Genomic DNA, 25,681 nt, shown 5'->3' on the forward strand with positions numbered 1-25,681 from the left:
TTTTTTCACAATTATGAATTTAAAAAAGCGAGCACAGGGCGTGCTCACTTTACAATCAGGACGGGTATATCCGATTTCGCTGATAGCTTTTCACTTACACTTCCGAATATTAGCTTTTTCAGCCTGTTTTGGTCTCTGCTTCCGGTTACGATCATATCGGCAGAAATGCGGTTTGCATACTCGATAATTGATTCAGCCGGATCGCCTTCTAATATATCAATATTTCCATCAGCCTGCTGGTCATTCAGCATCATTCTGGCTTCGGCGATGACTTCTTCCGTACGGTCTTCATAGATCATTGGCTCAGGTGGTGCAACATCTGATATCAGCGGATCAGGAACACTTGTCATGCCTCCGCCAATATAGCTTGCCCCTGCTGCAGGCCTCGGCGGGTCGATGATGGTCTGATTGTCTTTCATATCATGTGAATGGGCGACGGTAATGGCAGCATTTACGGTTTTAGCAAGATCGATGGCTGTCTGCAGCGCTTTCTTACTATTTTCACTTCCGTCAAACGCAACGATGATACGGTCAGCATGAAACATCATTCTCACCCTTTCAAAAACGTCTTACAACACAATACCCGGATTCGAGTACAATTAACCTTTTCCTATTCAAGTAATGATTGACAAAAAAAGGTTTTGTTTATATGATGAAAAAAAGATGAAATCAGAATGGAAGGAGGGTTTGCTATGCCAAGGAATTTGCGTGTTTGCAAAACAGTTTCATATTGGTGCGGCAAACCCCATGTTCTGTTTGATTGAACGGTTTTTTCAGTCTAGCCGCGCGCTGAAAAGCGCTGTGCATATCATATCGGTTAAAAAAGGCATGGAGCTGACGCTTCATGCCTTTTTTATATACAAAATCTAAGGAAAGACAGGTGTATGGGATGTGAAGACAAATACAGAGGCGAAGGCAGCTCATGTCAAACTAAACGAAAAAAGCAGCAAGGAAAAAATAGAAGGCGGCTGATGAGATAAAGGAGATGGGGATCGATGTTTTCAGTATTGAAAAAGCTTGGCTGGTTTTTTAAAGCGCACTGGCTGCGCTATACGATTGCAATTGTGCTTTTATTAGGAGTCAATGTCATTGAAATGTTTCCGCCTAAGCTCTTGGGGAACGCCATAGATGATATGAAATCGGGGGCGTTTACTGCGGAAGGGCTGCTGTTTTATATCGGTATCTTTTTTGTGCTGACGGCGGTCGTATATGTCATGTCTTATTTTTGGATGCACCAGCTGTTCGGCGGAGCGAATGTGATGGAGAAAATTCTCCGTACGAAGCTGATGGGGCATCTTCTGGCCATGTCGCCGCCGTTTTATGAAAAAAACCGGACAGGCGATTTGATGGCACGGGGGACGAATGATCTTCAGGCTGTCAGTTTAACGACGGGGTTTGGCATCTTGACATTAGTCGATTCTACGATGTTTATGATGACGATCTTTTTGACGATGGGATTTCTGATCAGCTGGAAGCTGACCTTTGCCGCCATTATCCCGCTTCCTATTATGGCGATTGCAATCAGTCTATACGGAAGTAAAATTCATGAACGGTTTACGGAGGCCCAAAATGCGTTCGGGGCGCTGAATGACAGGGTGCTTGAATCTGTTTCGGGCGTCCGGGTGATTCGCGCGTATGTACAGGAAACAAATGATGTCCGCCGGTTTAATGAAATGACCGCAGATGTTTATCAGAAAAATATGAAAGTGGCTTTTATTGATTCGCTGTTTGAGCCGACAGTCAAGCTTCTTGTCGGTGCCAGCTATTTGATCGGGCTCGGCTACGGAGCGTTTCTTGTGTTCCGGAACGAGCTGACGCTTGGCGAGCTTGTTTCCTTTAATGTTTATCTCGGCATGATGATTTGGCCGATGTTTGCAATCGGTGAACTCATTAATGTGATGCAGCGGGGCAATGCGTCATTAGACCGGGTAAATGATACCCTTTCTTATCAACCGGACGTGATGGACTCAAAGCAGCCCGTTGAATTGAAAGAGCCTGGAGATATCGTTTTCAGCCATGTCAGCTTTACATATCCAAGCTCAACAAGCGGCAATATTCAAGATATTTCGTTTATGGTACGAAAAGGGCAGACTGTCGGGATTGCCGGTAAAACCGGGAGCGGAAAAACAACGATTATTAAGCAGCTTTTGCGCCAGTACCCTGCCGGTGAAGGGAGTATCACATTCTCAGGCGTACCGATTCAGCAGATCCCTCTTGACCGGCTCCGCGGATGGATCGGATATGTGCCTCAGGATCATTTGCTGTTTTCACGGACGGTAAAAGAAAATATTTTATACGGAAAACAGGATGCAAGTGATGAAGAGGTTAAGCAAGCCATTGCCGAAGCACATTTTGAAAAAGATTTACACATGCTTCCATCCGGTTTGGAGACGATGGTTGGTGAAAAAGGGGTGGCGCTGTCCGGCGGGCAAAAACAAAGAATTTCGATTGCGAGAGCGCTTATGGCGAATCCGGAGATTTTGATCCTGGATGATTCGCTTTCTGCCGTAGATGCCAAAACAGAGGCAGCGATTATCAGGAATATCAGAGAAAACCGCAAAGGAAAAACGACATTTATTTTGACGCACCGTTTATCCGCGGTAGAGCATGCTGACCTGATCCTTGTGATGGACGGCGGCGTGATTTCTGAGAGAGGCACGCATCAAGAACTAATGGCGAATAATGGGTGGTACCGGGAACAATATGAAAGACAGCAGCTGTTCACTGCGGAAGAAGGGGGAGCAGGGGCATGAAAACAGGAAAAACGTTATGGAGATACGCACTCCTATATCGAAAATTGCTGATCACTGCCGTCCTATTGCTTGCGGTCGCCGTCGGGGCAGAACTGACCGGGCCGTTTATCGGCAAAAAAATGATTGACGATCATATCCTCGGCATTGAAAAAACATGGTATGAAGCTGAGGAAAAAGATAAAAACGCCGTTCAGTTCCATGGCACTTCTTATGCCAGAGAAGACCGTATCAGGGGACCTGTTTCTCAAGAAAAAGAAGCGCATATTTATCAAGTGGGAATGGCGTTCTATTTTGTTGATCAGGCTGTCAGCTTTGACGGGAACAGAACGGTTTCTGACGGAAAGCTGACAATCACAAATGGAGACAAGAGCCGGACATATGCTGCCGAAAAGCTGACAAAAGAGGAGCTTTTCCAGTTCTATCAGCCGGAAATAAAGGGAATGGTGTTTTTGATCTGCCTGTATGGGGGCTTGCTTGTGTTTTCGGTTTTCTTTCAATATGGACAGCATTATTTGCTGCAGATGAGCGCCAATCGGATTATTCAAAAGATGAGGCAGGACGTGTTTTCGCACATACAGAAAATGCCGATTCGCTATTTTGACAACCTTCCGGCCGGCAAAGTGGTTGCGCGGATTACCAATGATACGGAGGCCATCAGGGATTTGTATGTCACAGTGCTGTCAACATTTGTGACAAGCGGAATCTATATGTTCGGGATATTCACGGCTTTGTTTCTGCTGGATGTTAAGCTCGCGTTTGTGTGCCTGGCAATTGTGCCGATTATCTGGCTGTGGTCGGTCATATACCGGAAATACGCATCTTATTACAATCAAAAAATCCGCTCGATCAACAGTGACATTAACGCAAAAATGAATGAGTCCATTCAAGGCATGACAATTATTCAAGCTTTCCGTCATCAAAAGGAAACAATGAGAGAATTTGAGGAATTAAATGAATCTCATTTTTATTTTCAAAACAGGATGCTGAATCTAAACTCCTTAATGTCCCATAATCTTGTCAATGTGATCCGGAACCTTGCGTTTGTCAGTTTGATCTGGCATTTTGGCGGTGCAAGCCTGAATGCGGTCGGGATTGTTTCCGTCGGTGTGCTGTACGCGTTTGTCGATTATTTAAACCGGTTATTTCAGCCGATCACAGGTATCGTCAATCAGTTTTCAAAGCTGGAGCTGGCACGGGTTTCTGCCGGGCGTGTTTTCGAACTGCTTGAAGAAAAGAATACGGAAGAAGCGGGTGAACCGGCGAAGGAGCGCGCGTTGGGGCGGGTTGAATTTCGTGATGTGTCATTTGCTTATCAAGATGGTGAAGAGGTATTAAAACATATTTCCTTTACCGCGCAAAAAGGCGAAACCGTAGCGCTTGTCGGCCATACCGGATCAGGAAAAAGCTCGATTTTGAATCTCCTGTTTCGTTTTTATGATGCGCAAAAAGGGGATGTTCTGATTGATGGGAAAAGCATTTACAACATGTCAAGACAGGAACTCAGATCCCATATGGGCATTGTGCTTCAGGACCCGTACTTGTTCTCGGGCACGATCGGATCTAACGTAAGTCTGGATGACGAAAGAATGACCGAAGAAGATATCAAAATAGCACTGCGGCAAGTCGGTGCCGAGCCGCTTCTGGAAAAGCTTCCAAAAGGCATTAATGAACCCGTGATTGAAAAAGGGAGCACGCTATCCTCTGGAGAGCGGCAGTTAATTTCTTTCGCAAGAGCTTTGGCATTTGATCCCGCCATTTTGATTTTAGATGAAGCGACGGCGCACATTGATACAGAGACAGAGGCCGTGATCCAGAAGGCGCTCGATGTCGTCAAACAAGGACGCACCACTTTCGTCATCGCTCACCGGCTTTCAACAATCAGAAACGCGGATCAGATTTTGGTCCTCGATAAAGGAGAAATTGTTGAGAGAGGAGATCATGAGGAATTGATGGCAGTCAAAGGCCAATATTATCAAATGTATGAGCTGCAAAAGGGCCAGAAACATTCCATTGCATAACGCTCAAAAACCCAAAACAATCATGTTTTGGGTTTTTTTATGTAGTTAATAAGCCAGTCCGGCGCGGTATCCGACGTACTCTCCTGTAACGAGCTCACGATATAGAAAATCAGCAGTATCGCCGACCGAAATGCTCGTGCCGCCCTCCGGCAAAACGTCACGCTCTACACGATAAACGCCGGTTGCTGTTCCGTCCGGGAGGTAAGTGGGACAGATAATTGTCCAGTCTAACGAGGAATCTTTTAGCATTTCGTATACTTTTGCATGCTCCTTGGCTGCACGGGTTAGCTTTCGTTTCGATTCATTTGTTTCAAACCGGTATTTTCCTGGTTCATATCGGGAATCAAGAATGCCTGCGGTACCGATCGTAATCAGCCGTTTGATATGCTGTTCTTTCATAATGGCGATTATATTTGCCATCGCTGCGGACAGGGTATCATCACCATCTGTGCCGAGACAGCTGATCACGATTTCAGCATCCTTCACAACTTTTTTCACATCTTCCCGGAGGCGCGCGTTCCCCATGACGATTCGGTCTTTTGGAAGGGGAAGCTCAGCATGTTGAGATCTGACCAGAGCGTAAATGTCAAACTGTTCATCTGCGGCAGCTTGTTTTAAAAAGGCTTGTCCGACGCGGCCGCTGGCACCAAATAAAGCGATTTTCATCAAAAAACCTCCTTGCCCCTCATTATAAAAGGATGTTCTCAGTTTGAACAGCGCGGGAAAGAATACCTGTACAAATAGACAGAACGATGGGAAACATATTCATGAATCATGGATATACTTACGAACTGAACCAGCTCCCAATTCACAAAGGCGATGAATGCCACCCTTATTCCCTCCCTTTTTTTCTAGGGTATGTGGAGTAGGAAAAAAGGGTGACAAATATAAAGAGAGCGCGGAAACCGCGCCCTCTAAAGCCATATATTGAATTGTTATTGAACTCTGCCGCCCATTTGCTGCTGAGCGAAAGATACCAAACGTTTTGTGATTTCTCCTCCGACAGAACCGTTAGCGCGGGAAGTTGTATCCGCTCCAAGGTTAACGCCGAATTCAGAAGCGATTTCAAGTTTCATTTGATCGATAGCCTGAGCTGCGCCAGGAACTAGTAAGTCATTTGAAGAGTTTTGGTTAGCCATGTGTAAAATCTCCTTTTTGTTTAGTATGGTTGGGTTAACTGGAGTTGCACCAGTCTGTGGACCCGTCTCGGGTGTCACTGCCGCTCGGCGTAACCCAATGCTTGCCGGCTTGTTACTAGTATTATGTTAAAATGGCCGGAAACTCATGCGGAGAATTGAGTGGTAAATCTTGAGAAGGCATAAAAAAAGCTTAGCCGTTCAGGCTAAGCTAGTCATAAATATGAAAAAGCATCAGTTCATGTATCTCGTTTGTAAGAGCAGGCTCGTCAGCGCGGGCGGGAAACAAATCTCCCCATTCAATCTCACCGCTTTTATGATAGATGCCTTCATAATGGGTTCCTTTATAATAAAACGAAATTCTCCATCCGGGCAGCTTTTCTTTTTGGAACAAAGGTTTCCAGCTGAAATGAGAAATCATTACGGCCACGCTCCTTAAAATTGATATCAATTGACCTGAATACGAACGAATTGTGTTCATTGTACCACTGTTTCAAAACATCATTGAAGAGGTCTTTGTGATGCAGTTTGTCCCAGCTTTTGACAAAGATAAGCCCGCTTTATCAAAAAAAGCGGGACAGATTACGAAGGCCACAGCGCATCATGGGAGGTGATCGCCTTCTCGGATAGATATGACGCGTATTCAAAGCTTCTTCGTTTTGTCAGAGAATCAACATGATGCAAATTCGGATGAGAAAAGATACTGCGGCCCGGACGTGAATTTGCTTCAAACATCCATACCTTACCGTTCTGATCAATGCCAAAATCGAAACCGATCTCCCCGATAAACCCCTCGATATGATCATGAAGCACATGACTTGCCGTCAGTGCCGCAGCAGAAAGCTTTTTAATGACCTCAATTCTTTCAGCGGGATCATCGTATACTTCTGCAAGTGTTTTTACTATTCCTCCATTAGAAAGATGTGTTGTAATGCTGTTTTCTCCGGAAATTTTGACGGCTATGGCTGTCACCGTCCATTTCCCTTTTCTGTTTTTATTCGTATGGACACGGAAATCCGCTGGTTTGCCTTGAAATTTGATCAGATCCACACCTTGCTGAATGAGAAAGTCAGACGGGTCGTGCTGTTTTCGAAATTCTGCCAGAAATGCGGCGGCATCGGAATAATCGATTGAAGAAAACGTTTTGGCGTCATTTGTATGTTTCACCGTCAGGCCGTCGTCTGTTTTTGTCAGCTGATAAATGCCGGTGCCGAGTGCTCCGTTAGCCGGTTTAATATAAACTTTTTTGTATGCAGCGCAGAGCTCATCAATCCGCTCCTCAGATGGTGTCAGCTCGGATTTCGGTAAGAAAGGGGCTGTTCTCGGATCTTGTTCGAGCAGTTGGTGAACGCTCCATTTATTGAAAAACGTTTTATTAAACCATGGAATTTGATATTCATCGATCAGTCTCTTTTTTGTATGTTGCAAGAGAAGCGAATCTTCAATTTTTCGGTTTGGCAAACGGTCATAAACGACGTTCGGCAGTGGGACGATTTTTTTCTCCCAGCCGTTTTCTCTGTAGAGGAGCCCCTCAATCGTGCCTTCCTTCCAATTGATTTGGTGCGCGCCAAAAACGAAGCAGTAGCCCCCGGCTTGCTCGTGTAACGTGACGAGCTTAGAAAAAAAGAGAGAACGATCCTTAAAAGGACGCTCAAGAGATACGGTAAACCCCGCCGTAAAGATGCCGATTAGCGGCCCGATATGCACCGTATGGTCATGAATCAGAATGTCAGCCCTGCTTCGGTGGGGAAGCAAAAGCTCATGAAATAGATTTTCAGAGAGAAGCACGGTTTGGTCCAAGTGCTGTCTGTAAGAAACGTGGCATCTGACAACCTTCGTCCCGAACGCGGCATGCAAAAGTCCGTTTCGCTTCAGCGAAGAGGGCAGGAACAGGGTATTTTCACTGTTTTTGTCTATGCCGATCAAAAACCGTTTACGATTCACGCGGAAGAACTCCTTTCTGGCTTTGCTCAGAAAACAGATATTGGCAGCGCTTTAGGGGACAAGTGTACAGCTGTTCTTTTTGCTCGGGAGAAACACGCAAGATTGACTTTCTGCCCGGCTTGGAATTGATATCCAAGATCCAAATTCTTCCGTCCTTCGCAAGGCATATATCAAGCCCGAGTTCAAACAGCGGCCCGTAGCGCTCGTCAAGATAATACGGAACCGACTGTGTAATCGAGAACACGTCATCAAGTAAGACCACTTGCTGTTTTTTCGGTATATCTTCAAACCAAGAATCAAATGTCAGCGCATCAGATCCGCCAGACAAGTTGGCCAGCAGCCCGTGTTTGTATCCGCGTCTCACTGCCTTTCCGACTGTATTCCATTCACCTGCTTCGTTTTTTTCCATGAACAGGCGGATATCACACGGATATTGTTCCTTATCTTGAATATTTAAGTAAGGCTGAAGCAAATATTGGTGCTGAAGTACTTTTTTGCACCATGTTTTAAAAGAAGCCTGGTTGGAAAAGGTTTTTGTCTGCTTATCTTTTCCGATGTGATACGTAGCGGTAATGTTTTTCTTGCCCAGCTCCAAAAGAATCACGCCTCTGCCTCCTGCGCCGAATGCCGGTTTTAAGATGCAGGCTTTTTCTTTGGATAAGAAGGAGTGAATTTGTTCATAACGGCTCACCTTCATCGTTTCCGGAATATAAGGATTGATCACAGCATGCTGCTGCAGATCATGAAGGACGGTCCACTTATCGGGAAGACCCCGCCCGATAAATTCCGTTTTCGGATATTTTTTGAGCCACTCAACGATAGGTTTTGCTTTTTGGGATTGTGAATCCTTGCCGTAAAAACAGCGGTCATAAATATAATCTGGAATTGCCATTTCAGTTTCATTCCATGTTCTGCTGGCCGAATGATAAACCGATGCTTTGACACGCAAGGTGTCAGGAGAAATATCAAACGGTGTAAACCGGATGAAACGTATGCCAAATTCGGGTGCTCTCTTGGCCAATTCTGCGGAATAGTCCGCTTCATGCTGGCGGGTTAAGGACATAAAACCGAGTGTTATCATGGTGAGACTCCCCCTTTTATTCAAAAGCTGCTGGCGGGTGTCAGCAGCTTTACGCTAAATACATTCAGGATGAACGCAGCTGACGGTATTCTACTTTACAGATTACGATTCTTCACCTTGCCCTATTCCAAAAGAACAAGCTGATTTTCTGACAACAGGAATTTGTCTCCTCGTTTGCTAAGTGATTGCATGAGCATCTATAATACGAATAGGTACATCATCTATATGAAAATAAGCTGAATGACAGATGGAGGAAGATGAATAGGAATGGGTATTGCAGGAACCTTTATTTTTATGATCGTGATCGGCGCTGCTATTGGCGCGGTGACCAATCATTTAGCAATTCAAATGCTATTTAGGCCCTATAAGGCGTACTATTTGTTTGGAAAACGAGTCCCTTTTACCCCCGGGCTGATTCCGAGACGACGGGATGAACTTGCAAAACAAATGGGACTGATGGTAGTCAATCATCTCTTAACCCCTGAGGGCATTAAAAAGCGGCTCGTATCTGATGCAGCCAAAACGCAGGCTCTTCAAGTCGGAGAACAGCTGATTCAAAAGCTGTCACTTTCTGAAGTGACAGTAAAAGAAGCGCTTGAAAAAGCTGGGGTGAAGCGTCCTGATGAAGCGGCAGACGCATGGATCAGTCGTTGGACGGATGATAAACTGAATGAGCTTTTCCGCCAATACGAGCACCAATCGTTAAAAGACCTGGTGCCTTTGGAAGTGCAGGAAAAGCTTGAGGAAAAGATCCCGATGATTTCAGGATATATATTGTCACGCAGTGCCAGTTATTTTGAAAGTGATGAAGGAAAAATCCGTCTCGGCAATATGATTGATGGCTTTTTGAAAGAACGCGGCATGCTTGGAAGCATGGTACAAATGTTTCTGGGTAATACAAGCCTTGCGGACCGCGTACTGCCGGAGCTGCTGAAGTTTTTGCGGAATGAGGAAACAAATAAACTGCTTTCTGATCTCTTGAAAAACGAATGGGGCAAGCTGAGGGAGTATACGTTTTATGAAGCAGACGAAAAATGGAATGCAAAAGCGCTCATTTTCAGCCTGAAACGAAGAGTGCTGCAAACATTTTCGACTGCTCCTTTCTTCGACAATACGATTGGCACACTTACCGTCCGCTATGAATCTGAGCTGACCGAGCAAATGCTGCCGGCACTATTAGACAAATTGCTTGAAGGGGTTTCGGCTAATCTTGAAAGTGTCTTAAAACGGATGCGCCTTGAGGAAATCGTCAAGGAGCAGGTGGATCAGTTCCCGGTGCAGCGGCTTGAAGAAATGGTGCTGTCCATTTCAAAAAAAGAATTTAAAATGATTACCTATTTGGGAGGCCTTCTCGGCGGAATCATAGGTGCAGTTCAAGCGTTGTTTGTCACCCTTTTTTAAGAAGACATGGTTCTTGAATAATGAAAGGAGCTCCACAGTCTGTTATAGTGGAGTGGTATGTCTAAACGGCAATGATGAAAGGAGCTATTCACAATGGCAGTTAATTTTTATGATGTAGCATATGATCTGGAAAATGCATTACGCGGGAGCGAAGAGTTCACCAGTTTGAAAAACCTTTACGATGAAGTAAACGCAGATGAATCAGCGAAGCGCATGTTCGAAAACTTCCGTGATGTACAGCTTAGACTCCAGCAAAAACAAATGGCAGGAGAAGAAATTACACAAGAAGAAGTGACTCAGGCCCAAAAAACAGTTGCGCTTGTACAGCAGCACGAAAAAATTTCTCAGCTGATGGAAGCGGAGCAGCGCATGAGCATGCTGATCGGCGAATTGAACAAAATCATTATGAAGCCTTTAGAAGAGCTTTACGGCAGTGTCGAAGGTTAATCAGCAAAATCCCTTCTTGGAAAAGAAGGGATATTTTTTCATTCAGCAAACTTGGAAATCCAATGAATCTTTTACCTCTCCATTGATCATCACTGATAATGTATGAATTCCTTTGTAATGTTTTCTGGTAGTTAGATCCTTAAAGGATTGAACTCTTGTGTATGACTTCGTTTCGTTTTTTCTTATAGTTGTTTCTGTTATTTTAAATACTTTTTGATGACGCTGACCTCTTGCTTTTACAAAATCAATTGCGTACTCAATTCTTACTTTTTGATCCCTGTCTGAATGAATAGAGAAAGAAAATTCAAGGCTTTCGCCAATAACTATACGGCTGGATTGACATGTTAAATCATGTAATTGTATCGATTCAGCATTTTCATAACCAAAAAGCGCTAAGGCCTGTTTATCACCCTTTTTTAATAAGGTCCGATAGGCGTGTTTGATGATCCAATCGGTATAAGGATGTGTTCCGTACCATTGATCTGCGACTTTTCTCAGCAAATGAGGGTGCGTTTTTGATATATCATTCAGGTTGTTGGCCACGCTTTTCCTTACATATAAGGACTCGTCCTGCATCAGCTTCTCAAGGATCGGCAGAACGGGGGAAGGATCCGATTTTAAAGCGGGTATCGATTTTCCCCATGGCAGGCGAGGTCTGCTTCCTTCGCTCGCAAGTCTTCTCACGTGTTCATTTTCATGCTCGGCCCATTTAAGAAATTGTGCAATCATTTTTTCTTGATCTAAAAGCAAAAAAGGCCTTACAGCAAATTCTGAGGTAGAATATTGCGTAAAGTATTCCAATGCCTTTATTGATTCCTCCCAATGCGCTAACCCGTACTGTTCCACATAATCAGGGAATAGAATTCCACTGAGTCCTTTAAAATGAGGGGCTGCATCCCGTAAAATTGAGAGCGCTTCATTGTAATGTTTTGGCAGTGTTTCGTATAAGGAAGCTGTAATGCGGCGCATCCGCTCTTTTAAAGCGAGTTCAGGCCAGTCTTCCTGCAGCAATTGTTCCTCGAAGTTGTCTTGGTTAAAATCAGGACAAGATGCCTTTATATGGTGTATCAATCGAGATATTAGTTTTTCATTGTATATTTCTTTTAAATCAGCCATCTGATCACCGCTTTTTCGTTTATTATTTATATTATATGGGAATGTATGTTCTGTATCAAGCGATTGGTTCCAAAAATTAACAACAAATCCTACCTTAGTATACATCATTTGGATACTTTTTTTAGTTAAAAAAACCCTTGTCATCAGCAAGAAAAACTGAGATAATGACATTGAAAGCGCCTACACTTACAAGATTTCAATTGGATACGGTCGCATATCATGCCGTTAAATAGAGGGGATAAGCAACAGAGAGTAAGTGTGCGGAGCGCATCATCGGTCAAACAAGGGGTTCCTGATACATGATTTTTCGTAAATCGAAATAACGATATTAGGGAGAATGGCTGCTTCGATCGTATCCTATCATCATGCCATACATAAAGTCTGCTGAGTCAGGCTTTTTTTGCTTTCCAGAAAAGGTTGTTCTAAACACAGAGACAGGGTCATATCCTATACACAAGTACAGTCATCAAGGAGGGGGACATCTCTGTGTCAAAACAATTGCTTGCCTTAAATATAGATGGAGCGCTGCTACGGTCGAACGGGAAGATTCATCAGGCAACGAAGGACGCGATTGAATATGTAAAGAAAAAAGGGATTTACGTTACTCTCGTGACCAATCGCCATTTTCGTTCAGCACAGAAAATAGCGAAATCACTTAAGCTTGATGCCAAGCTGATCACCCATAGCGGGGCATACATCGCTGAGAAAATAGACGCCCCGTTTTTTGAAAAAAGAATTTCTGACGATCACACCTTTAACATTGTTCAAGTGCTGGAGAGCTATCAATGCAATATTCGGCTTCTTCACGAGAAGTATTCCATTGGAAACAAGAAAAAGGTGAATTCAAATTTATTGGGGAAAGCACTCATTCATCCGTCTGACCCGATCTTTTATCCAGTCCAGTTCGTTGAATCATTAAGCGATCTTCTCATGGATGAGCCAGTGAGTGCACCTGTCATCGAAGTGTATACGGAGCACGACATTCAGCATGACATCACAGAAACGATTACGAAAGCCTTCCCTGCGGTTGATGTTATTCGCGTAAACGATGAGAAGCTGAATATCGTCCCGAAAGGTGTCTCGAAGGAAGCGGGCCTGGCCCTTGTCGCTTCAGAGTTGGGCCTGACTATGGATGATGTCGTGGCCATCGGGCATCAGTATGACGACCTCCCGATGATTGAACTTGCCGGACTTGGGGTAGCGATGGGGAACGCCGCTCCGGAGATCAAGAGAAAGGCAGATTGGGTCACAAGGTCGAATGACGAGCAAGGTGTTGCTTACATGATGAAGGAATATTTTCGAATGCAGCAGCGAAAAGGATTTCTTGATAAGTTCCACATGAAACGTGTGTAAAAAAAGCCGCTCGCGCCCTGACAGGTGCGGCGGCTTTTTTGCCGGATTGATTTTAACGGTTTATTTCTGTACACTAAAGAAAGTTTTGAATCTGATAAATTAGGTGATGAAGTTGCAAATTAAAATAGAAGGCATACATGATGACCGCCTGCATCGGCCTCTGCAAAATATTGCAAATTTGTTTTATGAGGAGTGCGAGCTTGTGTACGGCGGAGAGGAGCCCGCAGATTTTGTCATTTCTTTAGATTGCTCACAAACGGATGAGCATGTGACGGTTTCGGGAGAAGTGAAGGGAACTGTCATAAAGGAGCAGCATACAAAATCTTTTTCTCCCGATATGAATGAAAAAGAAGCCTTTAAGCAAGTGAAAAACACGATTTCTTATGTGTATCTCAATCTTCTTCAGGCGCATACGGGCATCACGCAAAAGTGGGGAATTCTTACAGGCATCCGGCCCACAAAACTGCTTCATAAAAAGCTGCAAAGCGGAATGCCGAAGGCGCAAGCTCACACTGAATTGAAAAAAGACTATTTAATTCATGATGAGAAAATTGAGTTAATGCAAGAAATTGTTGACCGACAGCTGGCGGCAGTACCGGATTTGTATCAAGTAAAGGATGAAGTCAGCATTTATATCGGCATCCCGTTCTGTCCGACAAAGTGCGCATATTGCACATTCCCTGCATACGCCATTCAAGGGCAGGCGGGCAGAGTCGGCTCTTTCTTATGGGGGCTGCATTACGAAATGCAGAAAATCGGCGAATGGCTGAAGGAGCATGATGTCAAGGTTACAACCATTTACTTTGGCGGCGGGACACCGACAAGCATTACCGCGGAGGAAATGGATTTGCTGTATGAGGAAATGGTCCGCTCCTTCCCGGATGTGAAAAACATTCGCGAGATTACGGTGGAGGCCGGACGCCCTGACACGATTACAGAAGAAAAACTCGCCGTTTTAAACAAATATGACATTGACCGGATCAGCATCAATCCGCAATCCTATGAAAACGAAACGCTAAAGGCGATCGGGCGGCATCATACGGTTGAAGAGACCATTGAGAAATATCATCTGTCACGCCGGCACGGCATGAATAATATCAACATGGACTTGATTATCGGTTTGCCTGGGGAAGGCGTGAAGGAATTCAGACACAGCCTTTCAGAAACGGAAAAGCTGATGCCGGAATCTCTTACGGTTCATACGCTTTCCTTTAAACGGGCGTCAGAAATGACGAGAAACAAGCATAAATACAAAGTCGCCGGCAGGGAAGAGGTTTCTCAAATGATGGATGACGCGGTAGCCTGGACGAAAGAGCATGGGTATGTGCCTTATTATTTATACCGCCAGAAAAACATTCTTGGAAACCTTGAAAACGTCGGATACTCTTTGCCGGGACAAGAAAGCATCTACAACATCATGATTATGGAAGAGGTGCAGACGATTATCGGCATCGGCTGTGGCGCTGCAAGTAAATTTATTGACCGGGATACAGGGAAAATCACGCACTTTGCCAATCCGAAAGATCCGAAATCGTACAATGAGCGCTTTGAGCACTATACGGACGAAAAAATCAAATATTTAGAGCAGATTTTTGAGAAAACGACAAAGCAGCACTGATCACAGTGCTGCTTTTTTTATCCCTGTTTTCTTTCAGGCTGAACATCAGGCTTCCATTTAAATACCTTGTTCAGCAAGCGGTAAATTCGTTTTGATTCCTTTGTTAAAAGCGGTCCCAAAATCGCCAGAATGAGGACATATAATGCGGCGAACGGCTTTAATGTGGCCGACAGTCCGCCGGCTATTCCGAGATTCGCAACGATAATCGAAAATTCTCCCCGCGATACGATCGTCAGCCCGATATTCGATGAAGCCTTATGAGAAAGCCCTGCGCGTCGTCCTGCCACCATTCCGGCGATAAAATTTCCCAGAATGGTCAAAATCACTGCACCCAACGCAAGCCAAACCGCTTCACCAAGCGAAAACGGATCGATACTGAGGCCGAAGCTGAAAAAGAACATCGCACCGAAGAAGTCGCGAAACGGAACAACGAGGTGCTCAATCCTATCGGAATGCTCTGTTTCAGAAAAAACCAATCCGAGCAGCAGCGCGCCGATCGCTTCCGCTACATGGATCGTCTCTGAAAACCCGGCGATAAAAAAGAGCGCGGCGAAAATGACGATAATAAACACTTCGTTTGAGCGAATGTCCAACAGTTTATTCAACAGCGGCGGGAGCTTTCTTGCTGCGATAAAAAACAGCAGCATATAACCGAAGGCGATCAAAATGGACAAGAGCGCACTCCCGACTGATGTCGCATCGCCTAACACAAGGCCGGAAACAACGGACAAATACACGGCAAGGAAAATATCCTCAAACATAATGATGCCGAGAATCAGCTCGGTTTCCGGATTCGCGGTTCTTTTTAAATCAACGAGCACTTTTGCGACAATCGCACTTGACGAGATTGTGATGACCCCTGCGAGGACGAGGGTTTCCAGAAAGGAAAACCCGGTAATAAAACCGTAAAGCAGCCCGAGGCTGAAATTAATCAAGATATAAATCGTTCCGCCGACCGCGATTGATTTTCCGGATTTGATCAACTTTCCGACAGAGAATTCGAGTCCGAGATAAAAGAGGAGGAACAGTACGCCCATCCGCCCGAAAAACTCGATGATTTCACTGCTTTCTATAAATGTTAGGTCAATAATCCCCGCTTTCGGCGCGTGCGGTCCAACCAGCATGCCCAGCACAATCAGAAACGGAATAATCGAAAATTTAATTTTATTGGCGATTACACTGGCTATCGCGACAAGCACAAGTGCTGTACCGACTTCAAATACGAGATGATCCATCGGCCGTTCACACGCCCTCTCCAGAAAGAAAATCGTGAATCAGTTTCTTCAGATGCTTTCTTTCACCTGAGAGGACAAGTGTGTCATTTTCTTCAATAACCGAATCGGCTCCGGGATTTAAAAGTTTTTCCTGGTTGTGTTTGATGATGGCGATCACAGTGACATCGTAGTTCTGGCGGACATCAAGCTCCCCGAGTGTGCGCCCGATCGATTTGGCGCCTTTTTCGACCTTAAACCATTCAATAATGAGATCGCTGAAGGCCATTTCGATGGACTCCAGTGCTTGCGGTTTATAGACCATGCCACCTAGAATAGCGGCAATTTGCCTTGCTTCAGAATCATCCAATGAGATATTGGAAAGGAGCTCATCCGGGTCCCGGTCATTAAACTGGTAAATTTCTCTTCTTCCGTCATCATGAATGATAATCGTCATTTTTTCATGACTTCTCGTTTCGATTTCGAATTTTTTGCCGATGCCCGGCAGATCGTTTTCTTTAATATTCAATGAAAATCCCTCCGAATGTAGTGTTGGCCATGGGGCGAGTTGCAAATAAAGCTTGGGCATTTATATTCGGAGGTAATTAGACTGGTATTTGATAGGGACGGCACACACCTTTTCCAGCCTGTTTATCAGCGGTTCGTCAAGGGGCTTGACAGATAGCTGCCTGACAGACTGTGCCAGCGGACTGTACTCTTTGTTCAGGTCTGCCAGGTACAGGCTGCTCGGCGACGGAATTTTGGCCGATTGTGCTTCCTGCGGATATGAGGACATAGGCACATAGCTGTCAGTGCTTGCTTCAAGCTGGGACGGCAGAACCACGTCCGAAGGGGGAAAGTACACCACAAATAAACTTAACAGAAAACTGATCAGCAATTTATCCATGCTTCCTTTCCTCCTTTCTCATCCTAATATCCCTTCTTTCACTATATAAAACTTTATGTTTTCACTCAAACAATATGCATTTTTCAGTATCTATTGACCTTGAAAAATAAAAAGGTTTATTTGAGGATGGCAGGGAATGTATATGTGAAGGAAAAAAGCAAGCGCATACATGGAGGTGTTTCATATGGAGTTTATTCAGTATGAAGTGAATGGAGCCGTTGCCGAGATTATCCTGAATCGACCTGATGCCCATCACGCCCTTAATGAACAGATGCTGTCTGAATTGGAGGAGGCGGTCGAAATGGCGGCTGCAAGCGAGGCGCTCATCGTTCTCTTGAGAGGAACGGGGAAAGGCTTTTCGGCCGGCGGAGATATCCGGATGATGACATCAGAGCATGACCCTGATCAATTTAAGCAGCTGATGGATACGATTGAGGCTGTCACTCTGACGTTATATCAGATGAAGAAAGTAACAATTGCAGCTATTCACGGCGCTGCTGCGGGATTGGGTCTGAGTTTGGCGCTTTGCGCTGACATTGTGCTCGCGGAAAAAAACGCCGTTCTCGCGATGAATTTTATCGGCATTGGGCTTGTTCCAGACGGCGGAGGGCATTATTTGCTGAAGAAAAGAATTGGGGAAGCGAAGGCGAAAAAGCTGATTTGGAGCGGGAAAAAACTTTCCGCCGCGGAAGCCGCCGATATGGGGCTCCTTGACGGGACATTTGCCGGAGACCCTGCGGAAGGCGCAAGACCCTTTATCGAAACCCTTTTGGCCGCACCTCTTTTGGCGATGATCGAAACGAAAGGTATCTTTCAAAGCCTCCAGCTTGAAGAACTGAAAAAGGTGCTCTCTCTTGAGCGCAGCGCCCAAGAGAAAATGAGAAGGACCAAGGATCACCAAGAAGGAATCCGTGCCTTTTTAGAAAAACGGGAGCCGAAGTTCCAAGTGTAACAGATCAGCCGGAAAGCTGATCATCTGTGAAACAAAATCAGCTTTCCGGCTGCATTGACTAAACGATGGGTATGACTGTGAAGCTCTTTTTCTTTTAAGAGGGCTTCACCATGCGTTTTAGCCGCTTCTTCATTTTTCGCCTCGAATCGCTCGTTCACCAGTGTTTTCCCCGAAGGATCAAAAGCTGTAAGGAAATAATCAGCCATCAGGTTTCCCCTCCATTTTCAAGGTTTATCAGTCTTCTTCATTTATATTCTAAAAAGGAAATCAAAATCCTTTATTATGTTCCATCCAATATTAGTATATAATGGGTCAGGGAAGGAGGAGATTCAGTGCTTAAGATTGATCACGTAACGAAGACATTTGGAGATTTTAAAGCCGTTGACGGATTGGACTTAGACATTCCGGAACAGCAAATGTTCGGTCTTTTAGGCGCAAACGGAGCGGGAAAAACGACGACGTTTCGCATGATCCTTGGCTTATTAAGCATTACAGAGGGCTCAATCAGCTGGAAGGGCGACCCTGTTAATTACAGTATCAGCAACAAAATCGGTTATTTGCCGGAAGAGCGGGGGCTTTATCCGAAAATGAAGGTAAAGGATCAGCTCGTCTATCTTGCCAGATTAAAAGGGATGGAGAAGCGGGAGGCTGTAAAAGAGCTCGGCACATGGCTTGAACGCTTCAATATAACAGATTACGAGAATAAGAAGGTTGAAGAGCTTTCGAAGGGAAATCAGCAGAAAATCCAATTTATTTCGGCTGTTTTGCATAAGCCGGAGCTGCTGATTCTTGATGAACCATTCAGCGGCCTGGACCCAGTCAATGTTGAGCTGTTAAAAGAGGCTGTGATTTCTTTGAAAAACAGCGGCGTTTCTATTTTATTTTCTAGCCATCGGATGGAGCATGTGGAGGAGCTATGTGAGAACCTTTGCATACTGCAGAAAGGAAAGCCGGTTGTGCAAGGCAAGCTTAAGGAGATAAAGCGTTCCTTCGGCAAAAAGAATGTCACCATTCACGCCGATGAAGATCTGCGTTTTTTGCAGTCTCATGAAGGCATTCTCCAATGGAAGGAAACGGCCGGAGGCGTCAAGCTGCAGATCGCTAATGAAGACATTTCTCAAGAGATCTTTGCCATGCTCCAAGGAAAAGGGTTTATCAGAAAGTTCGAGCTTGAAGAGCCGTCACTGCATGATATTTTTATAGAAAAGGTGGGGGCCGTCTATGAATAAATTTTGGATCATGCTTTCTCATACATATAAAAATAAGATTATGGCAAAATCCTTTATTATTTCGACTGTCATCACAGTACTGCTTGTTTTAGTTGTAACGAATCTGGAGTCGATCATTTCTTTGTTTCAAGGTGATAATGCGAAAGAAAAAATCGCCGTTGTTGATGAAACAAACGAATTATATCCGATTTTCTCGAAGCAGCTGAAAGCGGTGGATACAAACAGTGATCTTGATGTGAAGCAATCGAAGCAATCGGAGGATGAAGTCACAAAGCAAGTCAAAGATGAAGCGCTTGATGGCATGCTCATCATCAAACGAGATGAAAAAGGAACCATTTCAGGAACATATAAAGCGTTAACGATTTCTGATGAAAGCACGTACCAAACGCTGCAGCAGGCGCTGACGCAAACCAAAACGGCTGTCGGAACGGCGGAGCTCGGCGTTTCGCAGGAAACGATCAGCAGCCTTTATGCGCCCGTTACTGTCGGGCAGGAGGCGCTGAAAGAGGGTGCGAAGTCTGAGGAAGAGCTGGGCCAGACGATAGGGCTTGTTTATATTATGCTGTTCGTCATTTATTTCTCTGTGATTATGTATGCCAGCATGATTGCGATGGAGGTTGCAACCGAAAAATCTTCGCGAGTCATGGAAATCCTGATCTCAAGCATGCCGCCGATCCAGCAGATGTTTGCAAAGCTGCTTGGCATCGGGCTCGTCGGGATCACGCAGCTTGCTATCATTATAGGAGCCGGCTCTCTGTCGCTTAAGCTGAACCAAAAGAGCGAAACGGCATCATCTGTCGGCGGATTTCTTAATCTGACCGACGTATCAGCAACCACTGTTATCTATGCTGTGATTTTCTTTTTGCTCGGCTACTTTTTATACGCGACACTTGCCGCGTTTCTCGGCAGTGTCGTCAGCAGAATAGAGGACGTGCAGCAAACGATCACGCCGATGACACTATTGGTTGTCGCCGGTTTTATGATCGCGATGTTCGGCTTGAATGCACCTGATGCAGGATTTATTACGGTAACCTCGTTTATTCCGTTTTTTACACCAATGATTATGTTCTTGCGCGTCGGAATGCTTGATATTCCGTTCTGGCAGGCTGCTGCCGGAATCGGAATCACGCTGCTCACCATTGTCATACTGGCTGTCATCGGCGCCAGAATTTACAAGGGCGGTGTATTGATTTACGGAAACTCAAGCGCATTCAAAGCGATCAAACAAGCACTTCGTTTAGCGAAAAATTGATTAAAAACAGCCTGGGGATTCTCAGGCTGTTTCTTTATTAACAGAACGTGCATTCGCAAGAATTCGATGCTAAAATAAGGGTACTTCATCCTGGAAAGGAGCAGAATGTTGACTGATCTAACCTTTATTCATGCGGCAGATCTACATCTAGACAGCCCGTTTTACGGGATATCGCATCTGCCGGAACCGATTTTTGCCCGGATTAAAGAAAGCACATTTAAAAGCGTGAAACATATGATAGATGCTGCAGTAAGAGAAAACGTTGATTTCATTTTGCTGGCGGGGGACCTGTTTGACGAAGCCAATCGAAGCTTAAAGGCGCAGCTCTTTTTGAAAAAACAGTTTGAAAGACTGAGAGAATGCGGGATTTCAGTTTATGTGATCTTTGGGAACCACGATCATCTTGGCGGGGAGTGGACGCCGATTGAATGGCCTGAGAATGTCCATATTTTTTCGTCCGCAGTTCCTGAAGAAAAATCGTTTTATAAAGAAGGCAGGCGCATAGCAAGCATTTACGGTTTCAGCTATCAGGCCAGAGCCGTGACGGAAAACCAAGCCGCACGCTATCGGAGGTCGACTGACGCGCCGTTTCATATCGGTATGCTCCATGGCACACTATCAGGATCTGAAGGACACGATCCGTATTGCCCGTTTACGCATGACGATCTCGTGAAAAGCGGAATGGATTATTGGGCGCTTGGCCATATACATAAACGCCAGGTTCTTTCTGCCGAGCACCCGGCAATCATCTATCCGGGAAACACGCAAGCGCGCCATATGAAGGAGACGGGAGATAAAGGCTATTATCTCGTTCGTGTGACTAACGGAGATATTTTTTATGAATTTCAGAAAGCGCATGATGTCCTGTGGGAAAAAGCGGCAGTTGATGTGACGGGGGCAAAGAATATGACTGCCCTTTTCCAAATGGTTGAGGACGCGTTTTCGAAGCTCCGGATAAAGGGGAGCCCTGTTTGTGTAAGACTCGTATTACAAGGGCGGGCGCCGGAATGGCTGCTGGAGGCGCCAAAAGGCACCTTGGATGAGCTTCTCGAAGCCTTTCAGGAGCAAGAGGCTGAGGAGGAACACTTCGTTTTTCCGCTTTCATTGGACGATGAGATAGAAAATGAAGCAAACCTTACAAACCTCGATCCTTTTTTTGGCGGTTTATTTGCGGACATTGACCGCGGCGATCTGTCAGATGTGCTGGAAGGGCTTGAGCGGCATCCTGTGTACAGAAGGCACGCGGACCGGTTTAGCCAAGAGGAATTACAGGAAATAAAAGAGCAGGCACAGATTTTATTGAAAAGACAGCTTAAGGTGCTTGAAATATGAGGCGGTGAAAGCTTTGCGAATTACATCTTTACATATCTACCAATACGGGAAATTTTCCAATCAGACCTTTCACTTTTCCGCCTCGCCTGTCCAATTAATCTACGGATTAAATGAGGCAGGGAAAACGACGATAATGTCATTTATTGAAAGCATGCTGTTTGGTTTTCCAAAAACGAAAAAATATGAACCGAAAACAGGCGGTGTCTATGGCGGTGTTCTTGAAGCTGAACATCCTGAGTATGGGGCTGTGAAAATTGAACGGACGAAGGGGACTGCCGAAAAGCTGAGAGTGTACACAGAAAAAGGCGAAGTGAAGCAAGAAGATTTTTTAAAGCAGCTGTTCCAGGGCACAGACAGGGCGCTGTACAAAGCCATTTATTCGTTTGACGTATTCGGGCTGCAGGAAATTCACGCCTTTAATCGGGACAAGATAGGGGAATTTTTGCTGTTTTCCAGCTTGTTTGGCGCTGAAGCCGTATCTAAGCTTGATTCACAGCTAACAAAGGAAAGCGAAAGGCTCTATAAACCAAACGGGCGAAACCCTCAATTGAATCAGGAGCTGGAAACGCTTAAGCAGCTGGGAGCGAAGCTAAAACAGGCTGAAGCAGAGGAAGCGGGCTATCATCAGATTCTTGAGGAAAAAAGAACGCTCGAAGCCCGTCTTGCAACCGCAGAAACCGAATTGAAAGAGGCAGCAGGCCATATCCGAACGATTGAGGGAGCGATTGAGCTGAAGCCGCTGCTAAATGAAAAAGCGGCGCTGGAACAGGCGATGGCACAATATCCGGAACAGGCGGGACAATTTCCGGCTGACGGACTGCATCAGCTGGAAAAATATGAATCTCACCTTCACCCGAAATCCGCACAGCTGGAGGCGCTTCGGGTGAAGATGGCGGAGCTGGACAAACAGATGCAAAAGCTTAATCCGGATAAAGACATTTTGGCGAAAGAAACGCTGATACAAGAGATTTCGGCAGCGTTTCATATGTACCAATCCTATGGAGAACAGCTCGCCGCCATTCAGGCACAGCTGCGCCAGTCATCTGCACAGGCAGCGGCAGGACTGGAACAGCTCAATAAAACGGATGAAAATGAGCTCCTGAAAATGAACTCGTCATATGACTATGAATGGCAGCTTCAGCAGGCGGTGCAGCAATACGTACAGGCAAGAGACAGAAAACGGCAGCTTGATGAGACGTTTGAACTTGCCCGGCAAGAGCTGGAAGACGCAGAAAAGGCCGTTCATGCCGCTTCGTCCGCTATCCTTGAAAACAACGAAAGAAAAGATAAAGAAGCGGCTCTTAAAGCATATGATGAAGCACAGGGGCAGCATCAGGAGCAAGCGAAGCTGAGAGAGCAGCTGAGGTTTTTTGAAAGGCAGCAGGCTAAACAGAAAAAGGTTGTCATTGCAGCTGGTATGTTGTTCATCGTTCTCTTTCTGTTGCTGCAGCAATGGATTCCCGCCATAAGTATCGGCGCTGCCCTTCTTGTATATTGGCTTGTGTCTGGGAAAAAAACACCGTCTTCCGGAAACAGCCGGGAGATGAGACAGCCAATGACAAACATTTCACCGGCAGAAGCCGAAGCGCTTAGAGAAGCGTTATGGGAGGATGACCGCAATAAACAGCATCTCATCACCCAGCGGGCAGTGCTCCAGCAAAAAGAGGCGGCGTATGAAAGAGTCATCCAGCAGTTTGAACAGTGGGAAGCCGATATGGCCCCGTCCTTTTCACAGGTCGAGTCTTTTATGAAGGAGCTCGGATTCAAGGAAGATCCTTCTTTTTTACTTGATGCATACAGCTTAATGAAGGATGTCAAAAAAGAAGTGAAGAAAAAGCATGAGCTGACAATTGAAGCAGGCAGGCTGAAAAAGCACCGACGCACATTCGAAGAACGCGTCAACATGCTTCATCCTGCGAATGAGAGTCAGAACATCTCCATCTCGGACGCCCTTCACACATTGCGGAAAAACGTTGAACGTGAAAAAGAAATTGCGAAGCAAAAAAAGGCTATTGAAACAGATATTTATTATACAAAGGAGCAGCTGCTGGAGCTGGAGCAAGAAATACAGTATTTTGAAGCACAGATCGAACAGCTATTTGCCGCGGCGGCTGCAAAAGACAGAAATGAGTTTTGCGCCATAGCTGACATCAGCAGGCAATTGAAGGATACGGAGAACAAGCTTCATCACGTAAACGCACAGCTTCAAGGCGGACACCCAGAGGAGCTTGAACTGGCGGATTCCAATACGCTTTCTGAATTGAAAAACAAGCAAGTAGTTGAAAATGAAAGAAAAGAGCGGCTGACTGAGGAGATTCAACACCTTCGCAGCCAAATCGCATTGCTCTTCGTCAAACAGGAACAATTAGAGGCTTCGGGATTGGTCTCAGATCTCAAGCTTCAAACGGAAATGCAAAAAGAGCGTGTAAAAGAAATCGCTAAAAAATGGGCCTCGATCCAAATGATCAAACAGGTGATCCGAAACAAATTGGAACGGCATAAAAAAGTCGAGCTCCCACGCCTTCTGGAGACGGCCGGAGAATTTTTCCGCCCGCTGACCGACGGAAGCTACAAGACGATTTATTTTTCTGAAACAGATGATTCTATTATGGTCATGCGTTGTGATGGAACTGTCTATCACGCGGAAGAGCTATCACAGGGAACATGTGAGCAGCTGTATACAGCGATCCGGTTTGCCCTGGCCGTTACGCGTCAGGATGGGTCAAGGCTTCCGTTTCAGCTTGACGACAGCTTTGTTCATTTTGATCAGGAAAGGCTCAAACGAGTATTAGACGTTCTTTATAATTTATCCGAAGACGGAAGGCAGATTTTATATTTTACATGCCATGACCATGTGAAAGATGCATTTCAAAGCAGCCAAATCATTCATTTGGTGTCATAAAAGAGGTTCTATAGCTGTAAAACGGTATGTGATATACTGGTATTATGTAAGATACGGAGGGAGCTTTAATAGAATGGCTAAAGGGATTATGCTACATGAGGTTGGCGAACAGGTGGACCAATATCTATTGATTAAATCCTCGACGAAAGGGATTGCCAGCAATGGAAAACCGTTTTTAACGCTGATGCTGCAAGACCAGTCAGGTGATATTGAGGCGAAGCTGTGGGATGCCAAGCAAAGCGATGAAGTGACCTATGCGCCGCAGACGATTGTGAAGGTCGTGGGGGATGTTCACCATTACCGCGGGCGCAATCAGCTGAAGCTGAGAAATATCAGGCCGGTGAGCGAGCATGAAAACGTCAATATTGATGATTTTTTAGAAACCGCGCCGATTCCGAAAAATGAAATGATGGATACCATCACTCAATATATATTTGAAATGAAAAATTCGAATATCCAACGGATCACAAGATTTTTAGTCAAAAAACACGAAACTGAATTTATGGATTATCCGGCGGCTACGAAAAACCACCATGAGTTTGTCTCAGGTTTAGCGTATCATGTTGTGTCTATGCTGAATCTGGCGAAATCCATTGCAGATTTATATCCGTCTCTTGACCGCGATCTGCTTTATGCTGGCGTTATCCTGCATGATCTTGGAAAAGTAAAAGAGCTGTCCGGCCCTGTTTCCACTTCGTATACGGTCGAAGGCAATTTGCTCGGCCATATTTCGATTATGGTCACAGAGCTGTCAAAAGCGGCTGAGGAGCTTCAAATCGATTCTGAAGAGGTGTTAATTCTTCAGCACTTGATTTTGAGTCACCACGGCAAAGCAGAATGGGGCAGCCCGAAACCGCCGATGGTGAAAGAAGCGGAAATTTTACACTATATAGACAACCTGGATGCAAAAATGAATATGATGGACAGAGCGCTTGAGCGCGTGAAGCCGGGTGAATACACTGAACGTGTATTTGCACTGGAAAACCGTTCCTTTTATAAACCGACTTTTCATAAATAATCGTAAAAGGA

At 45.2% G+C, this 25,681-nt stretch carries 25 protein-coding genes; 13 read left to right on the top strand and 12 right to left on the bottom strand.

Annotated elements, in window-relative coordinates:
* Nucleotides 1-44: 44 nt before the first annotated feature.
* Entirely contained in the window at nt 45-545 is a 501-nt protein-coding gene (locus GYO_RS27680) for a universal stress protein (RefSeq protein ID WP_014113208.1), read from the bottom strand.
* 163 nt (nt 546-708) lie between these two features.
* Here GYO_RS27680 and GYO_RS27685 point away from each other — a divergent pair, with 163 nt between their 5' ends.
* The 3 genes from GYO_RS27685 (at nt 709) to bmrD (ending at nt 4,771) form a co-directional block, all read left to right on the top strand.
* The gene (locus tag GYO_RS27685) at nt 709-870 is read left to right on the top strand and encodes a hypothetical protein (protein ID WP_041521150.1); all 162 of its coding nucleotides are present in this window, start codon (nt 709-711) and stop codon (nt 868-870) included.
* Between the two features lie 125 nt (nt 871-995).
* A complete protein-coding gene (gene bmrC / locus GYO_RS27690; protein ID WP_014113210.1) occupies nt 996-2,753 on the top strand; it encodes a multidrug ABC transporter ATP-binding protein BmrC in 1,758 nt (585 codons plus the stop codon).
* On the top strand, nt 2,750-4,771 hold the full coding sequence (gene bmrD / locus GYO_RS27695; protein WP_014113211.1) for a multidrug resistance ABC transporter ATP-binding protein/permease BmrD: 2,022 nt from the start codon (nt 2,750-2,752) through the stop codon (nt 4,769-4,771). Before bmrC ends, bmrD begins: the two co-directional genes overlap by 4 nt.
* A 45-nt stretch (nt 4,772-4,816) precedes the next feature.
* Here the strand turns inward: bmrD and GYO_RS27700 are convergent, their stop codons facing one another.
* The 6 genes from GYO_RS27700 to spaC all read right to left on the bottom strand — a co-directional run bounded on the left by GYO_RS27700 (nt 4,817) and on the right by spaC (nt 8,932).
* The gene (locus GYO_RS27700; protein ID WP_014113212.1) at nt 4,817-5,437 is read right to left on the bottom strand and encodes an NAD(P)-dependent oxidoreductase; all 621 of its coding nucleotides are present in this window, start codon (nt 5,435-5,437) and stop codon (nt 4,817-4,819) included.
* Nucleotides 5,438-5,475: 38 nt separating this feature from the next.
* On the bottom strand, nt 5,476-5,601 hold the full coding sequence (locus tag GYO_RS43280) for a hypothetical protein (protein ID WP_014113213.1): 126 nt from the start codon (nt 5,599-5,601) through the stop codon (nt 5,476-5,478).
* 105 nt (nt 5,602-5,706) lie between these two features.
* The gene (gene sspB / locus GYO_RS27705) at nt 5,707-5,910 is read right to left on the bottom strand and encodes a beta type acid-soluble spore protein SspB (protein WP_003233287.1); all 204 of its coding nucleotides are present in this window, start codon (nt 5,908-5,910) and stop codon (nt 5,707-5,709) included.
* A gap of 208 nt (nt 5,911-6,118) precedes the next feature.
* The gene (locus tag GYO_RS27710; protein WP_072566014.1) at nt 6,119-6,337 is read right to left on the bottom strand and encodes a YheE family protein; all 219 of its coding nucleotides are present in this window, start codon (nt 6,335-6,337) and stop codon (nt 6,119-6,121) included.
* A gap of 152 nt (nt 6,338-6,489) precedes the next feature.
* A complete protein-coding gene (locus tag GYO_RS27715; protein ID WP_014113215.1) occupies nt 6,490-7,851 on the bottom strand; it encodes a YheC/YheD family endospore coat-associated protein in 1,362 nt (453 codons plus the stop codon).
* Complete coding sequence (gene spaC / locus GYO_RS27720) at nt 7,841-8,932, bottom strand: spore coat associated protein SpaC (protein WP_014113216.1); 1,092 nt, start codon at nt 8,930-8,932, stop codon at nt 7,841-7,843. The genes GYO_RS27715 and spaC overlap by 11 nt, the downstream gene beginning before the upstream one ends.
* Before the next feature lie 267 nt (nt 8,933-9,199).
* Between spaC and GYO_RS27725 the strand changes: the two genes are divergently transcribed.
* Together GYO_RS27725 and GYO_RS27730 are read left to right on the top strand one after the other, a co-directional pair.
* Nucleotides 9,200-10,333, top strand: a complete 1,134-nt coding sequence (locus tag GYO_RS27725; protein ID WP_014113217.1) for a DUF445 domain-containing protein — start codon at nt 9,200-9,202, stop codon at nt 10,331-10,333.
* Between the two features lie 93 nt (nt 10,334-10,426).
* Entirely contained in the window at nt 10,427-10,780 is a 354-nt protein-coding gene (locus tag GYO_RS27730; protein ID WP_014113218.1) for a YlbF/YmcA family competence regulator, read from the top strand.
* A 42-nt stretch (nt 10,781-10,822) separates the two neighbouring features.
* On the opposite strand, the gene GYO_RS27735 is transcribed toward GYO_RS27730, so the two are convergent.
* Nucleotides 10,823-11,896 carry a DNA alkylation repair protein gene (locus GYO_RS27735; RefSeq protein ID WP_041521151.1) on the bottom strand — a complete coding sequence of 358 codons (1,074 nt, stop codon included), beginning with the start codon at nt 11,894-11,896 and terminating at the stop codon, nt 10,823-10,825.
* A gap of 486 nt (nt 11,897-12,382) precedes the next feature.
* On the opposite strand from GYO_RS27735, the gene GYO_RS27740 reads away from it, so the two are divergent.
* The gene (locus GYO_RS27740) at nt 12,383-13,249 is read left to right on the top strand and encodes a Cof-type HAD-IIB family hydrolase (RefSeq protein ID WP_014113220.1); all 867 of its coding nucleotides are present in this window, start codon (nt 12,383-12,385) and stop codon (nt 13,247-13,249) included.
* 112 nt (nt 13,250-13,361) lie between these two features.
* Nucleotides 13,362-14,867: a coproporphyrinogen III oxidase gene (locus GYO_RS27745; RefSeq protein WP_014113221.1), complete on the top strand. Its 1,506-nt coding sequence runs from the start codon at nt 13,362-13,364 to the stop codon at nt 14,865-14,867.
* A gap of 17 nt (nt 14,868-14,884) precedes the next feature.
* Here GYO_RS27745 and khtU read toward each other — a convergent pair whose 3' ends face one another.
* From khtU to khtS, 3 genes are read right to left on the bottom strand one after another with little or no spacing between them, the layout of a single operon-like run.
* A complete protein-coding gene (gene khtU / locus GYO_RS27750) occupies nt 14,885-16,102 on the bottom strand; it encodes a K(+)/H(+) antiporter subunit KhtU (protein ID WP_014113222.1) in 1,218 nt (405 codons plus the stop codon).
* A gap of 7 nt (nt 16,103-16,109) precedes the next feature.
* Complete coding sequence (gene khtT, locus GYO_RS27755; RefSeq protein WP_014113223.1) at nt 16,110-16,607, bottom strand: K(+)/H(+) antiporter subunit KhtT; 498 nt, start codon at nt 16,605-16,607, stop codon at nt 16,110-16,112.
* 60 nt (nt 16,608-16,667) lie between these two features.
* Nucleotides 16,668-16,985 (bottom strand): K(+)/H(+) antiporter modulator KhtS, encoded by a 318-nt coding sequence (gene khtS, locus GYO_RS27760; RefSeq protein ID WP_014113224.1) that lies wholly within the window; start codon nt 16,983-16,985, stop codon nt 16,668-16,670.
* A gap of 184 nt (nt 16,986-17,169) precedes the next feature.
* On the opposite strand from khtS, the gene GYO_RS27765 reads away from it, so the two are divergent.
* Nucleotides 17,170-17,937 (top strand): enoyl-CoA hydratase, encoded by a 768-nt coding sequence (locus tag GYO_RS27765; protein ID WP_014113225.1) that lies wholly within the window; start codon nt 17,170-17,172, stop codon nt 17,935-17,937.
* A 20-nt stretch (nt 17,938-17,957) separates the two neighbouring features.
* On the opposite strand, the gene GYO_RS27770 is transcribed toward GYO_RS27765, so the two are convergent.
* Nucleotides 17,958-18,143, bottom strand: coding sequence for a YhzD family protein (locus GYO_RS27770; protein WP_014113226.1), 186 nt, complete (start codon nt 18,141-18,143; stop codon nt 17,958-17,960).
* Nucleotides 18,144-18,269: 126 nt separating this feature from the next.
* On the opposite strand from GYO_RS27770, the gene GYO_RS27775 reads away from it, so the two are divergent.
* The 5 genes from GYO_RS27775 (at nt 18,270) to yhaM (ending at nt 25,670) form a co-directional block, all read left to right on the top strand.
* Nucleotides 18,270-19,166 carry an ABC transporter ATP-binding protein gene (locus GYO_RS27775; protein ID WP_014113227.1) on the top strand — a complete coding sequence of 299 codons (897 nt, stop codon included), beginning with the start codon at nt 18,270-18,272 and terminating at the stop codon, nt 19,164-19,166.
* The gene (locus tag GYO_RS27780; RefSeq protein WP_014113228.1) at nt 19,159-20,418 is read left to right on the top strand and encodes an ABC transporter permease; all 1,260 of its coding nucleotides are present in this window, start codon (nt 19,159-19,161) and stop codon (nt 20,416-20,418) included. Before GYO_RS27775 ends, GYO_RS27780 begins: the two co-directional genes overlap by 8 nt.
* Nucleotides 20,419-20,523: 105 nt before the next feature.
* Nucleotides 20,524-21,750: a metallophosphoesterase family protein gene (locus GYO_RS27785; RefSeq protein WP_014113229.1), complete on the top strand. Its 1,227-nt coding sequence runs from the start codon at nt 20,524-20,526 to the stop codon at nt 21,748-21,750.
* A gap of 4 nt (nt 21,751-21,754) precedes the next feature.
* Nucleotides 21,755-24,652: an ATP-binding protein gene (locus tag GYO_RS27790; RefSeq protein WP_080010119.1), complete on the top strand. Its 2,898-nt coding sequence runs from the start codon at nt 21,755-21,757 to the stop codon at nt 24,650-24,652.
* 73 nt (nt 24,653-24,725) lie between these two features.
* Nucleotides 24,726-25,670, top strand: a complete 945-nt coding sequence (gene yhaM, locus GYO_RS27795; protein WP_003224263.1) for a 3'-5' exoribonuclease YhaM — start codon at nt 24,726-24,728, stop codon at nt 25,668-25,670.
* Nucleotides 25,671-25,681: the final 11 nt, after the last annotated feature.

The organism is Bacillus spizizenii TU-B-10, assembly GCF_000227465.1.
Taxonomy (GTDB): Bacteria; Bacillota; Bacilli; order Bacillales; family Bacillaceae; genus Bacillus; species Bacillus spizizenii.

What these genes read in the sequence shown, in the direction of transcription:
- GYO_RS27680 (WP_014113208.1), bottom strand. Translation starts at nt 545, where the DNA reads ATGTTTCATGCTGACCGTATCATCGTTGCGTTTGACGGAAGTGAAAAT.
- bmrC (WP_014113210.1), top strand. Translation starts at nt 996, where the DNA reads ATGTTTTCAGTATTGAAAAAGCTTGGCTGGTTTTTTAAAGCGCACTGG.
- bmrD (WP_014113211.1), top strand. Translation starts at nt 2,750, where the DNA reads ATGAAAACAGGAAAAACGTTATGGAGATACGCACTCCTATATCGAAAA.
- GYO_RS27700 (WP_014113212.1), bottom strand. Translation starts at nt 5,437, where the DNA reads ATGAAAATCGCTTTATTTGGTGCCAGCGGCCGCGTCGGACAAGCCTTT.
- sspB (WP_003233287.1), bottom strand. Translation starts at nt 5,910, where the DNA reads ATGGCTAACCAAAACTCTTCAAATGACTTACTAGTTCCTGGCGCAGCT.
- spaC (WP_014113216.1), bottom strand. Translation starts at nt 8,932, where the DNA reads ATGATAACACTCGGTTTTATGTCCTTAACCCGCCAGCATGAAGCGGAC.
- GYO_RS27725 (WP_014113217.1), top strand. Translation starts at nt 9,200, where the DNA reads ATGGGTATTGCAGGAACCTTTATTTTTATGATCGTGATCGGCGCTGCT.
- GYO_RS27730 (WP_014113218.1), top strand. Translation starts at nt 10,427, where the DNA reads ATGGCAGTTAATTTTTATGATGTAGCATATGATCTGGAAAATGCATTA.
- GYO_RS27735 (WP_041521151.1), bottom strand. Translation starts at nt 11,896, where the DNA reads ATGGCTGATTTAAAAGAAATATACAATGAAAAACTAATATCTCGATTG.
- khtU (WP_014113222.1), bottom strand. Translation starts at nt 16,102, where the DNA reads ATGGATCATCTCGTATTTGAAGTCGGTACAGCACTTGTGCTTGTCGCG.
- khtS (WP_014113224.1), bottom strand. Translation starts at nt 16,985, where the DNA reads ATGGATAAATTGCTGATCAGTTTTCTGTTAAGTTTATTTGTGGTGTAC.
- GYO_RS27765 (WP_014113225.1), top strand. Translation starts at nt 17,170, where the DNA reads ATGGAGTTTATTCAGTATGAAGTGAATGGAGCCGTTGCCGAGATTATC.
- GYO_RS27770 (WP_014113226.1), bottom strand. Translation starts at nt 18,143, where the DNA reads ATGGCTGATTATTTCCTTACAGCTTTTGATCCTTCGGGGAAAACACTG.
- GYO_RS27780 (WP_014113228.1), top strand. Translation starts at nt 19,159, where the DNA reads ATGAATAAATTTTGGATCATGCTTTCTCATACATATAAAAATAAGATT.
- GYO_RS27785 (WP_014113229.1), top strand. Translation starts at nt 20,524, where the DNA reads ATGTTGACTGATCTAACCTTTATTCATGCGGCAGATCTACATCTAGAC.
- yhaM (WP_003224263.1), top strand. Translation starts at nt 24,726, where the DNA reads ATGGCTAAAGGGATTATGCTACATGAGGTTGGCGAACAGGTGGACCAA.